Annotated in this window: 7 protein-coding genes; 5 read left to right on the plus strand and 2 right to left on the minus strand. The window is 63.0% G+C overall.

What is annotated here, in order from left to right:
• The first annotated feature begins 146 nt into the window (after window positions 1–146).
• The 5 genes from C9990_RS31555 to C9990_RS31575 all read left to right on the plus strand — a co-directional run bounded on the left by C9990_RS31555 (window position 147) and on the right by C9990_RS31575 (window position 5028).
• The gene (locus tag C9990_RS31555; protein WP_028618576.1) at window positions 147–914 is read left to right on the plus strand and encodes a DeoR/GlpR family DNA-binding transcription regulator; all 768 of its coding nucleotides are present in this window, start codon (window positions 147–149) and stop codon (window positions 912–914) included.
• Window positions 915–924: 10 nt separating this feature from the next.
• Window positions 925–2757 (plus strand): glutamine--fructose-6-phosphate transaminase (isomerizing), encoded by a 1833-nt coding sequence (gene glmS, locus C9990_RS31560; RefSeq protein WP_065902670.1) that lies wholly within the window; start codon window positions 925–927, stop codon window positions 2755–2757.
• Between the two features lie 60 nt (window positions 2758–2817).
• Window positions 2818–3183, plus strand: coding sequence for a hypothetical protein (locus C9990_RS31565; protein WP_106805579.1), 366 nt, complete (start codon window positions 2818–2820; stop codon window positions 3181–3183).
• 100 nt (window positions 3184–3283) lie between these two features.
• On the plus strand, window positions 3284–3865 hold the full coding sequence (locus C9990_RS31570) for a LemA family protein (RefSeq protein ID WP_106805580.1): 582 nt from the start codon (window positions 3284–3286) through the stop codon (window positions 3863–3865).
• A complete protein-coding gene (locus C9990_RS31575; protein ID WP_106805581.1) occupies window positions 3862–5028 on the plus strand; it encodes a hypothetical protein in 1167 nt (388 codons plus the stop codon). The genes C9990_RS31570 and C9990_RS31575 overlap by 4 nt, the downstream gene beginning before the upstream one ends.
• On the opposite strand, the gene pbpC is transcribed toward C9990_RS31575, so the two are convergent.
• Together pbpC and C9990_RS31585 are read right to left on the minus strand one after the other, a co-directional pair.
• The gene (pbpC, locus tag C9990_RS31580; RefSeq protein ID WP_106805582.1) at window positions 5029–7326 is read right to left on the minus strand and encodes a penicillin-binding protein 1C; all 2298 of its coding nucleotides are present in this window, start codon (window positions 7324–7326) and stop codon (window positions 5029–5031) included.
• Entirely contained in the window at window positions 7307–13111 is a 5805-nt protein-coding gene (locus C9990_RS31585; protein WP_106805583.1) for an alpha-2-macroglobulin, read from the minus strand. Before C9990_RS31585 ends, pbpC begins: the two co-directional genes overlap by 20 nt.
• Between the last annotated feature and the right edge of the window lie 57 nt (window positions 13112–13168).

Consider the following 13168-nt stretch of genomic DNA (forward strand, 5'->3'; position numbering starts at 1 on the left):
TCGCCTGACACGCCGCGATCGCAGGCAAGCCAGCTCCCACATTTTTTGCTCCGAGTATTCAAAAAGCTCATTCCCGCGCTTGACGATCTTTCGCCAATAGGTTTTGATTGCCTTCGTTATCTTTCGAAGCGAAACTTATCATCACCATGTCGAAACGAAATACACCCCAACGACGCCACAACATCCTGACCTTGCTCAATGAACAGGGCGAAGTCAGCGTGGACGAATTGGCAAAGCGTTTCGAAACGTCGGAAGTGACCATCCGCAAGGACCTCGCTGCCCTCGAAAGCAACGGCCTGCTGCTGCGCCGCTATGGTGGCGCGATCACTATGCCGCAGGAACTGGTCGGCGACGCCGCCCAACCCATCTCGGTTTACAAGCGTGCCATTGCGCGGGCCGCCGTGATGCGTTTGCGTGAGCACGCCCGCATCATCATCGACAGCGGCAGCACCACGGCGGCCATGATCCCCGAACTGGGCCACCAGCCCGGCCTGGTGGTGATGACCAACTCCCTGCACGTGGCCCGCGCCTTGAGCGAACTGGAACACGAGCCGGTGCTGTTGATGACCGGCGGCACCTGGGACCCGCATTCGGACTCATTCCAGGGCCAGGTTGCCGAGCAGGTGCTGCGGTCCTACGACTTTGACCAGTTGTTCATCGGCGCCGATGGCATCGACCTGGAACGCGGTACCACTACCTTCAACGAATTGTTGGGCCTGAGCCGCGTGATGGCCGAGGTCGCCCGTGAAGTGGTGGTGATGGTCGAATCCGACAAGATCGGCCGCAAGATTCCCAACCTGGAACTGCCCTGGAGCAGCGTCCATACCCTTATTACCGATGATCGCCTGCCGCTTGAGGCCCGCGACCAGATCCAAGCCCGTGGCATTACGCTGATATGCGCGGCAATCATCTAGGAGAAATACCATGTGTGGAATTGTAGGCGCAGTCGCTGAACGCAACGTCACCGCCATCCTGCTTGAAGGTCTCAAGCGCCTGGAATACCGCGGCTATGACAGCGCCGGTGTGGCGGTCTTCACCAACGCCGGCAAGCTTGAGCGCATGCGCCGCCCGGGCAAGGTCGCCGAGCTGGAGCAAGCCCTGCTCGGCGAGCCGCTGGTCGGTCGCCTGGGGATTGCCCACACCCGCTGGGCCACCCACGGTGCGCCGTGCGAACGCAATGCCCACCCGCACTTCTCCGGTGACCTGGCCGTGGTGCACAACGGCATCATCGAAAACCACGAAGTACTGCGCGAACAACTCAAGGGCCTCGGCTACGTGTTCACCTCGGACACCGATACCGAAGTCATCGCCCACCTGCTCAACCACAAGCTCAAGGACCACAGCGACCTGACCACCGCCCTCAAGGCCACGGTCAAGGAACTGCATGGCGCCTACGGCCTGGCGGTGATCAGCGCCAGCCAACCGGACCGTGTGGTGGCCGCTCGCAGTGGTAGCCCGCTGGTGATCGGCCTGGGCCTGGGTGAGAACTTCCTCGCGTCCGACCAACTGGCCCTGCGCCAGGTCACTGACCGCTTCATGTATCTGGAAGAAGGCGATATCGCCGACATCCGCCGTGAAAGCGTGTCGATCTGGGACGTCGACGGCAATCCCGTCGAGCGCGAAGCCGTGCAATACCGTGATGGTGCCGAAGCCGCCGACAAGGGCGAGTTCCGCCACTTCATGCTCAAGGAAATCCACGAGCAGCCTTCGGTGGTGCAACGCACCCTGGAAGGTCGCCTGAGCCAGAACCAGGTGCTGGTCAACGCGTTCGGCCCGCAAGCCGCCGAGCTGTTCGCCAAAGTGCGCAATGTGCAGATCGTCGCCTGCGGCACCAGCTACCACGCCGGCATGGTTGCGCGTTACTGGCTCGAAGAGCTGGCCGGCATCCCGTGCCAGGTCGAAGTCGCCAGCGAATTTCGCTACCGCAAGGTGGTGGTGCAGCCTGACACCCTGTTCGTGACTATCTCCCAGTCCGGCGAAACCGCCGACACCCTGGCCGCCCTGCGCAACGCCAAGGAGTTGGGCTTCCTCGCGAGCCTGGCGATCTGCAACGTCAGCATCAGCTCGCTGGTGCGCGAATCCGACCTGACCCTGCTGACCCAGGCTGGTCGCGAAATCGGCGTAGCCTCCACCAAAGCCTTCACCACCCAACTGGTCGGCTTGTTGCTGCTCACTCTGTCCCTGGGCCAGGTTCGCGGCACATTGGCCGCCGGTGTCGAAGCCACCCTGGTAGAAGAACTGCGTCGCCTGCCGACCCGCCTGGGTGAAGCCCTGGCCATGGACAGCACAGTGGAAAAAGTCGCCGAACTGTTCGCCGACAAAAATCACACCCTGTTCCTCGGCCGTGGCGCGCAATACCCGGTGGCGATGGAAGGCTCGCTGAAGCTCAAGGAAATCTCCTACATCCACGCCGAAGCCTACCCGGCCGGCGAATTGAAGCACGGCCCACTGGCCCTGGTGGATGACGACATGCCGGTGGTGACCGTCGCGCCGAACAACGAGCTGTTGGAAAAGCTCAAATCCAACCTGCAGGAAGTGCGCGCCCGTGGCGGCCAGTTGATCGTGTTTGCCGATGAGAAAGCCGGCATGGTCAACGGTGAAGGCACCCACGTCATCAATATGCCGCACATCCACGACACTCTGTCGCCGATTCTCTACACCATCCCGTTACAGCTGCTGTCGTACTACGTCGCCGTGCTCAAGGGCACCGACGTCGACCAGCCGCGCAACCTGGCGAAATCGGTGACCGTGGAGTAAGCCGCCATACCCTGGAGGCCCGCCCGGGTCTCCAGGTCCCCGCGAAAGGATGCGACCTCAATGCACACGCCCTCCCAGATCCATCCACGTCTGCACAATCGCCGATTCACTGTCGCCAATAACGCCCAAGGGCTGTCGGGTACGGGTACGGTGTTTCATTACCTTGTCGAAGGTGATGCCATCTCCGGGACCTACCAAGGCGGTCGCATCCGGCTGGGTACGCAAGTGGGACGCGTGACAGGCCCCGATACCATCGAGTTGCTGTATCAGTGCCTGACGCTGGACGGTCAGCTGCTGTCCGGTTGGTCGCGTGGGACGGTCGCTGTAGACCCTGTCGGACGCACTACGCTGAGCTTCGAGTGGGGCTGGTTGTCAGGTGCCGCTGGCGGTGGCGAGTCGAGCTACCTGGAGCTTTCCTCGGGTTAAGCACCTCTTGTCGGTTCTGTGGGCCAGTGCCCGTCGCGTGACGCCGTTTTCCCCCTAGAATGCGACCCTGTGGATAACTCAGCCAGGGAACGCCTTCACCATGAATATCGAACTGCTAATCGCCGGCATCGTTGCGCTGATCATTGTCGTGGGCGTCGTCGGCTGGATGGTGGGGGTCTACAACGGGCTGGTGATGCGGCGTAACGATGTGGACAAGGCTTTCGCCAACATCGACGTATTGCTCAAGCAGCGGGCCGATCAGATCCCGGACCTGATGCGCGTGGTCCAGACCGCCATGAACCATGAGAACGCGCTGTTCACCCGCCTGAGCGACGCGCGTACGCAATACCTCAACGCCAGCAGCCTCAACGACAAGGTCGACGCCTCCAACCAGCTCAATGCTGCGCTGAAGTCGGTGATTGCGGTGGCGGAGAATTACCCCGCGCTGATCTCGGGGCCCAACATGGTCGCGTTGCAGCAGGCGATCTCGGCGGTGGAGGAGCGGATTGCCGACCGGCGTGAATTCTTCAATGAGTCGGTCAACCTCTACAACATCGCGATTGCGGTGTTTCCCGACCTGTTCTTTGCGCGAATGCTCAGTTACCAGCGTATTCCGTTGCTGGCCATCAGTGCTGAAGAAACCCGCTACGAAGGCGTGAAGCTCGAAGTGCCGGGTACATGAAGACCACCCAGGCTGGCGCCATCAAGAAAAAGCAGGCATGGAAAACCCTGCTGGCGCTGCTGATACTCGCAGGCTTTATTGGCTTGATGGTCTATGCGCCGAACATCCTGATCGCGTTGTTTTTCCCGACGTTGATCCTGCTCGGCCTGTTGGCCAGCTTCGGCCCCAATTTCTACAAGACGGAACAGCGGCTGGCCACCAGCCAGATCCGCTCGTTGGCGATGGGGTTGGTGGAACTGCGCGGCAAGGTGGTTGTGGATAAGCCGCTGGTGTCGCCGGTGTATGGCAAGCCCTGCGCGGGCTACGTGTTGATCATCGAAGACGGCAAGAAGGACGACGACGGGCACTGGAGCTGGAGCCGGGTTTCGGGCGAGGCGCGCTGCAATGACTTCAGCCTGCAGGACGCCAGCGGCGAAATCCGGGTGATTGCCGAGGGCATTGATCTGTTCGGCAACAAGTCGCCTGACGATTACGAGCCGATGGGCAGCTCCCGCCGCCAGGGTGAAATCCTGCTGAGCCAGGACCTTGATGTGATGCTCATCGGCGATGCCTGCGAACGCGACGGCCTGCGCGTGATTGCCCAGGGCAAACAGGCCAAGGCGGTGTTCGGTGTAGCGCTGACTCAGGATGTGGAAAACCGTCGGGTCCTCGCGCCGCTGTGGCGCGCCGCTGGCTTCTACGCGGCCTGCGTGGGGCTGATCGGCGTGGGCATCATGGCCCTCACGCCCGAACACATTGCCCAACTGCATTTGCCGGGGCCGGACACTTATCAACAGATGGCCGAGCTTGGCCCTGTGTATAAATTGCTGGCCTGGTTATATCGCGAGGGCGGTTTCCAGATTCCGTTCATGGCGGCGTTTGGCTTCTTCCTGGCGATGATCGTGGTGCTGATGGCGACCCGCCTGGTGCTGCCCAAGGGCATCCGCATGGCCGTGGCCCGGGTGTTGGGTGCGTGGACCGGGCTGGGCATGGTGATTGGCGGCGTGGTCACCTTGCTGCTGTTCGTGGCCCAGGTGGATACGCTGAAGTTGTTTCTGGTGTGGATGCTGATCTTGGTCGGCACCCTGGTGTTCTCGATCTTCGAGCAGCGCAAGCTGGGCGCGGCGTACAACCATTTTGCCAAACGCGTGGGCAAAGCCAGTTTCGGCGACGAAGACGCCTGATCAGGGCACAAACTCCACTTTTAGCCCGCGACTCGCGCTACGCCCCTGATCATCACTGACCCGCAGCCGGTATTCCCCCGACTTGCCCGGTCGCCAATTCAGCGTGGTTTGCGGCGGGCCCTGGCCGATCAGGGTCTGGTCGGCGAACCAGTACAGGGTCGCCGCATCGCTGGCGGCGTTGGCGTTCAGTGGGATGCTTTCCTGGGGCTGTGACAGGCGTAACTGGTAGCTCACCTGGGTCAGGGGCGAGCGAATCTGCGGCGCTTCGCTCTGGTCGCTGAGGCGGTTGGGCTGGCAGTTTTTCATCACCGTGGGCGGCGTGCGGCGCGGCAGGCCGGCGGCGCGGTACAGGCGTTGTATGTCGCTGGGCCAGAACTCGAAGACTTCCTCGCGGGTGTACTGCGCCTCGAATGGCGGGCACGCGGCCTTGCCGGTGCGGGTGTCGATCAGCACCGGGCGGTGCAGGTTGGAGACGCGTATCGGTGAGACGCCGGGGATGTACCAGGTCTTGCGGGTTTGCGGGCACCAGCGGTTGGGCAGCTCGCCGGAGGCTGCGCACACGTCGATACGCACCAGCCCGGGGGGCGGCTTGTCAGGCTTGATCAGCACATTGGGCAAGGCCAGGGGCAGGGCGTCGGCGATACGGAAGAACAGTGGCGCGGCGGTTTTGGCGCCGATGAACGCCGGGTTCGGCCGCCCATCGAAGTTGCCCACCCACACCACCAGCACATACGGGCCGATCAAACCGGCACTCCAGGCATCGTGAAAGCCCCAGGAGGTGCCGGTTTTCCAGGCGGTGCGCCAATGGCGGCCGGGCAAGCCATCCGGACGCGGATTGCGGCGCAGCATGTCGCGCACCATAAACGCGGCCTGGGGGGTAAGCAGTTGCGCGCCGGTGGTCTGCGGTTGCTCCTGCAGATAGCGCAATGGCCGTCGATGCCCATCGCCGGCCAGCATTACATACAGCCCCGCGAGTTCTTCGGGGGTCATCTCGCCACCGCCGAGGGCCAAGGCCAGGCCGTAATGGCTTTCACCCCGCAGGCCCTTGATACCGGCCCGTTGCAACAAGCCATACAGCGAAGGTGACCTCACCTGGCTGGCCAGCCACACCGCCGGGATATTGCGACTACGGATCAAGGCATCCCGCGCCGTAAGCGGCCCGACAAAACTGCCGTCGAAATTTTCCGGCTGGAAGTAGCCAAAATTACTCGGCAGATCTTTGAGGATGCTCATCGGATGAATCACCCCCTGATCCAGCGCCAGCCCATACAGGAACGGCTTGAGGGTCGAGCCCGGCGAGCGCCGCGCCAGCACGCCGTTAACCTGGCCATGCAGGCTTGTGGATAAGTAATCCGCCGAGCCCACCAGGGCCTTGACGCTCTGGTCGCGGCTGTCGATCAGGATCGCCGTAGCGTTCTCCACCCCGGTGCTGCGGCGCTCGGCGATAAAGCCGGTGATCAAGCGTTCCAGCAATTGCTGAAGTGGCAGGTTAAGGGTGCTGTTCAGCTCATTACCGGTCTGGGATGCCAGCAGTTGCTCGCTCAGGTGCGGTGCCAGAAACGGGATCTGCTGGCGGTTGCGGGCTTCCAGGGGCAGGTCGAGCAAACTGGCGTTGCGGGCGTCCTGTGGATAAGTTTCGCGCCAGTCGGCCATCAGCCGCAGCCGCGCGTTTTGCAGCGACGGCCCGAAGCGCGCGCGCCGCCCCGGTTGCTGGGGGATCACCGCCAACGCCAGGGCTTCGGACAGCGACAACTGCGCCGCCGACTTGCCGAAATAAATCCGGCTGGCCGCCTCGGCGCCTTCAATATTGCCGCCCATCGGTGCCAGGTTCAGGTAGGCCTCGAGGATGTCGTGCTTGCTGTAGCGCGCTTCCAGCCACAAGGCCAAGGCGATCTGCTGCAGTTTGCCCGGTACTTGCCGGGTGTTGAGATCCCACAGGCGCCGCGCCAGTTGCATGCTCAGGGTCGAGCCGCCCTGGCGCTGGCCACCGGTGTAGGTCGCCATGGCTGCGCGCAGCAACGCCGGAGGATTGACCCCCGGGTGCCAGTAGAAATTACGGTCTTCCTTGAGCAGCAGGGCCTCGACCAATGATGGCGACATGCGCTCCAGCGGCAGCCATAAACGGTATTGGCCGTCCTGCGCGAGGGTCATGCGCAACAGCGAGCCGTCGTCGGCCAACACCACCCGTGACGAGGTCACGGCCTGCTCCAGCGGGGCATGGGGCCACAGCCGCAACCCCGCCAGCACCACCGCCGCTGCCAGCAGCGGCGTCAGGCGTTTAAGGCTTGGTAATTTCAAGCTGGCCTACTTTGCCGCGCCCTTGCAGGGTGGTTTCGTACATGCCTTCGGCGTAGGCCGGAGGTGTATTGAAGGTGCCTGCGTTGGTGGCGCGCACGCGGTAAACGAAAGTGCCTACGTCGCGCAGCGCAGTGCCGTACAACACCACCCGATCATCGCGGACATCCACATACTCCGGCTGCCAGTTACTCAGCTCGGTTTCGCCGATCGGCGCCTGCCAGGTGTCGGCCTCTTCGTCGCTGGCTTCCACGTACTCGGATTCCTCTCCTTCACTTTCCTCGGCACTGGCGGCTTCCGGCTCCGGCGGCAAGTTATACACAGGCTCGACGCCACCCGGCAGCAAGTCGACCACGGCGACTTGCTGCACTTGGTCACGGTCGGTGGCGCGCAGGCGCAAGCGCACCAGGAACTCGTCGCCCACCGCCACTTTGCTCACCGGCTCACCCTTGAGGTCGAGGTATTCGTGGATGATCTCCAGGCCATTGGTGATTGGCTTGAGCTTCGCGCCCTTGTCGAAACCGGCCTCGCTGAGCATGTAGAACGCCGCCGGGCCGTCGGATTTTTCCATCACTAGCTTTTGCGTGGCACCCGGCACGGCAGCGCGTGGCGGCTGGCCAGCCATTTCCAGCAGTTGTTGCTGCTTGTCGCCCAGCCAGGCGGTGGCCTTGAGGGTCATGTCGCTTTGCGCACGCTGGCCATAGTTGTCCAGAGCACGCAGCAACAGGGCGGCCGACAGCGAGTTGTAACGTTGCTCGTTGAGGCGCTTACCGAGTTTATCCAGCAACGCCACCGGCACATCGTCCAGCAGTTCGGGGAAGTGCCGCGCCAGCAGGTGCAGATGCTCGGCGTCATGCACCAGCGGGTCGTAGTACAGGCCATCGCTTTCCCACTTATCCACAAGCGAACGCCATGGGATCTTGCGGAACAACGTATCGGCCTGGCGATCCTGCTTGAGCAGCTTGTAACTGGCGGCCAGGTAAGCGGCGCCGAGGTCGTTCTGCCAGGTGTCCTTGAAGTAGCTTTCGTAGCGTTCGCGGATATCGCTCAAGGCGCCGCTGACGAGAATCCCCTGACGGCTCAGCAGGTAACTGGCGTAGGCACGGTTGCGCAATTCCGACAGGCCTTCGCTCGGGCCGTTGGCCAGGTCTGTCAGATACGCATTCGAGCGCACCAGCAGGTCTTCGGGCACCGGCAGCCCACGTTCCCGGGCTTCGATCAGGAAGTCGGTGGCGTACAGGCTGGCATACGGCGCCACGTCCGGGTTGGCCGCCCACAAACCGAAGCCGCCGGCCTGGTTCTGGCGCTGGCGCAGCATGCGTACCGCGCTGCCGAAGGCCTGTTCGGCCTCTGGTGCATTGCCGCCCCAGATCAATGCCGGCATGGCCTTGGACACCAGTTGCTCGGTGCAGGCATAGCCGTAGTCATCCAGGTAATGCTTGAGGCCGTTGGCCCACACCAATGGCGAGGCCGCCACACCCAATTGCACGTCGCGCAATTGACTGAACAGTTCGCGGGTCGGCTTGAGCTCTTTGCTGGCGCTGTCGAAGCGGCCCAGGCTCAGGGCCACGCGATGCTCGCTCAGTGGGCGGATCGAGGTGGTTTCGGCGACCTGGATACGTTTGCCATCCGGCAGCACCGCGACAAAACGCAGGTCCGCCGAACCGAGGGTGTCGCCGACCTTGATCTTGAACTCGGCGGTGCCTTCCTTGCGCGGTTGCAGGGACAAGGTGCTGCCCTTGTCACCCTGCACCACCAGGCCGGCGCTGGTCTGCACTTCAAACTTCACGTCCGCCGCCGCGTCGAGGTTACTGAACACCCCGGCACTGACGTTGAACACATCGCCCGGGGCCACGAAGGCCGGCACGTTCGGCGTGATCACAATCGGCCCGCGCACCTCGGTGTTGGCCTCGCTGACGCCGACGCTATCGGCATCCACCGCCACCGCAAACAGGTGCAACTTGCCGTTGAAGCTGTCCGGCACCTGGTAATGCAGCACGGTTTCACCCGCCGGCAGGTCCACCAGGCCCGACCACCAGGCCACTGGCGGCTGGTGTTTGCGCTTGAACGGGTTGAGGTGGTTGGCCAGGGCGCCTTCGGTATCGCCACCCGGCGCTGCCCCACTGAGCAGGCGGCTGAATTCCGGCAGGATCAGGTCAAGGATCTGACTAGTGCCGACCTCCAGCGCCCGCTTCTGGAAGAAGAAGCCCAGCGGGTCTGGCGTCTGGTAGCGCGCCACTTGCAGGATGCCTTCGTCCACCGCGTACACCACAGCGCGGCCCGGACGGTCGGCGTTGACCTTGATGTCCAGGGTCTGCCCCGGTTCGATCTTCGCCGGGCCTTCGACCTTCAGTGCCATGCGCCGCGCATCCAGGTTAATGCTGAACGGCACCACGCCGTAGGACAGCGGGCTCATATAGACCTCGGACGAACCGATGTCCCGCACGAACTGCACGTTGACGTAGGCATTGCCCTCAAGCCCTGCCGGAACGCGGATATGTTGCACGCTGTTGGTGCTGTCGGCCTTGAACCACTGCTGGGTGTAGACCTTGTCGCGCTCGATGGTGATCAAGCCGGCGCCGGTGTACGGCGCGCGGATGCTGATCGCGATCTCATCGCCGGTGGCGTAGCTGCGTTTATCCAGGCGCAATTGCAGCTCAGCGTTGCGTTCCAGCGAGCGCGAAGTGTTGCCACGGCCGGCCACGCTGTAGTCAATCTGGTTGAGCAGGTTGCCGTTGGCGTCTTTGAGTTGCAGGGTGAAATCACCCGGCGTGCCGGTGTTCAGCGTCTGCTTGGCACCTTCCTGGGTCATCACCAGCGGTGAGGCAGGTTGGCTGATGTTCTTGATGCGCGACTCGTATTTGTAGGTGCCGTTGGACTGTTTCACCAGCACCGACACGTAGCGGTGCTCGACCACTTCGCTGGTCAGGCCGTCCACTGCCAGTGGCGTGAGGTCCGGCGCGACGGCCAGCCATTGCACCTGGCGTGGGGCGTCCTTGGCGACGTACGACAGCGAATCCTGACTTTTCACACCCACCAGGTAGGGCGCGGATGACACCAGCACGGCACTTTGCGCGGCCACGTTGCGGCCGCCTTCAGCCTCGAACACCTGGGTCATCACCTGCAGGCGATAGGTGCTATTGGCGAAGCGTTGCAGGTTGAGGTCGAGCACGGCCTGGCCGTTGTCATCGACGGTGGTCTCGGCCAGGTCTTCGGTGCTGGCCTCCTCCAGGGCATCGTTGAGGCGGAAGCGGTAATCGGGGTAACGGTCGAAGGCCGCGAGCGTGGGGCTCAGGGACATTTTCGCGGTGACACGCCGACCGGATGCCGGGGCACCGAACAAGTGCATCGCAGTGACTTTGGCCACCACCTGGTCAGGTGGGATCCAGCCCTGCACCGGGGTGTCGTGCAGGCTCAGGCTGACCTTCATGCGGTCCGGCTCGAAGTCGCGGACTTTGAAACTGACACTGCCCAGGTCGGTGCGGGTCTGCTTCTCGCCGATCAACTGCAAGGTCGCGGTGTAGTCGCCGGCGGGGGCTACTTCGCTGCTGGGGAAATCAAAGGTTTCAAAACCGCTGGCGGACAGCTTCAGCGGCTGGCGAATCACTTCCAGGCCACGTGGGTCGGTGATTTGCAGCTCCACCGGCAGGCCTTGCAGGGCGCCTTTCCAGTTGCCGCTGCGCACGATCATGCCCAGGTGCGCGGTTTCGCCGGGCCGGTACAGCCCACGGTCGGTGAACAGGTAGGCGCTGAGACGATCAACCGCACCGTCTTCTTCCAGACCGCCGACGTCGAAGCGCGATAAATCCAGTTGTTGGGACTGACGGGCAATCGGCAGGAACGACTGGTCATTGCCGCGAGTGACCACATACATCAGCGGCGTTTTCTCACGGCGCAGTTCATCCAGCTTGGCGAAATGCACGTGGCCTTCGGCGTCGGTATGGCCGCTGCTCACCGGCAAACCGTTGCGGCCAATGATGTCGACTTGCGCATCCGCCACCGGCGAACCGCTGCCGATGGACTGCACGTACACATCATGGCTGCCGTCGCTGGAGCGCTTGGCGATGATGCCAAGATCGGTCACCACGATAAAACGCAGATCGCTGGTGCTGCTGCGCTCGTACTCGAATGTGCGCGTTGCCGGGTCATCCTGCGGACTAAGCTTGAGTACGAAAATGCCGCGACGGCCGCCATTGGCGGTGAGGTAGTGGCTGAGATCGACGTTGTCGTAGACAGTTTTCGCAGGGTCCGAGGACGACAGCGGAATATCCAGTGCCTGACGCTCGACCATACGATCGAAGTATTCGTTGCCGAAGTTAGGCCGCGCAAAGCTGCCGCTGCTCTGGTCCACCAGGTGTTGCAATTGGTTGGGCAGCAGGCGGGCGATTTCCACATGCGCGCCGGGCACGCCGCGAGCCATGAAGCCCAGGCGTTTTTCGCCATTGAGGCTGAGCAGCGCGCCGTCGGACAGGAACTGCAAGGTGCGCGGATACGCGGGCATGCTGAGCAGCGACGCTGTCGGATTTTTCGCCAGGTAGCCACCGATGGCTTCGAGGTTGGCGGGCACGCGCACATACACGGCGCGACCGGCCGGGGCCTTGAATTTGAAGGCGTGCAGGGTGTTCAACGGTTCGACGCTGGGCACGTGGGTCAAGGTGATTTTGCTGCTGCGGGCGAGCAGGGCGTCGTCGATGTCGTTGCTGTTGTAGGGGCGCGTGTCGTCCTGGGCTTTTTCCGGCAACAGCCAGGCCTGCACCTTACCGGCGATGGTTTCATCGGCTACGGCGCTGGAGCTGCTGAACATCAGCACCGGCTCGGGCTCGCCGCGCGCGTTATCCACAAAGCTGACGTCGGCGCCGGTAAAGGTCAGGCGGTAGCGGCCGGGCACGGTGACTTCCGCCACCAGCGCTGCGGCGCTGGCGTTACCGCCGTCGCGCGCCTTGATGCCTTCGTCGAGCTTGGCGCTGACCGGCGTGCTTTCCAGCGGTGTAGCCAGGGCGGCAGAGCGTATGTAGGCGTTGAGTTTTTTCTCGTCGAAGGTGATTTCCGGGCGGTTGGGCAATTGGGCGTCGCGGTAGGCCAGGCCTTTGCCGAGGGTCACCGAGACACGCTTGCGCAGGCTGTCTTCATCAACAGGGTGGGAAAAATGGAAGGTTGCCACCAGCTGTTTCAGCGTCGGGTTGGACGGGTCCTGGTACAGCTCGTTTTGCGCCAGGGTGGCGCGGAACGGTTGGGTGGAAAACTGGCTGCTGTATTGGCTGAGGAGCACGCCATCGGCCAGCAGGTTTTTCTTGGCCAGGCCGAGGGTGTAATGGGCGTCTACCGGCCAGTCCTTTTCCGGCACGAACAGCAAGGTGCGGTCATCGGACCAGCGCCAGGCACCGGCCACGGAGGGGTTCAGGGTGATGCCTTCGGTCACCGGCTTGCCAATGGCGGCCAGCGGGGCCACGGATTCGGCGAAGCGTACTTGCAGGTTATCCACAACCGGCGGCTGCTGTGTGTAGTCGGTCAGGTTGGGCTTGTGCAGCGAATACCCCACGGTGTGGGGCTGCGGCAGGTTGGAATACCAGTGCCAGCCGTAGAACCCCGCGGCCGCCAGCAACACCAGGCCCACTACGCCGGCGCCGGCCTGACGCGGATAGGCACGCGCCTTGTGCCCCAGGTTCGCCACGCCACGGCCGATCGCACGGAGCCAGAGCGGCGGATGCCATTGGCCGAAAACGGCCCCCACCACAGTCAACAACACAGCACTGATACGGCGGCTGATCGCTTTGAACGAATCGAACATGGTGAGCATCCCTGGCTAAGTGCGGCGTATCTTACACGCGTCTTTGATACAAAAGAT

The sequence above is a fragment of the Pseudomonas sp. S5D5 genome (assembly GCF_003013355.1).
Taxonomy (GTDB): Bacteria; Pseudomonadota; Gammaproteobacteria; order Pseudomonadales; family Pseudomonadaceae; genus Aquipseudomonas; species Aquipseudomonas aylmerensis.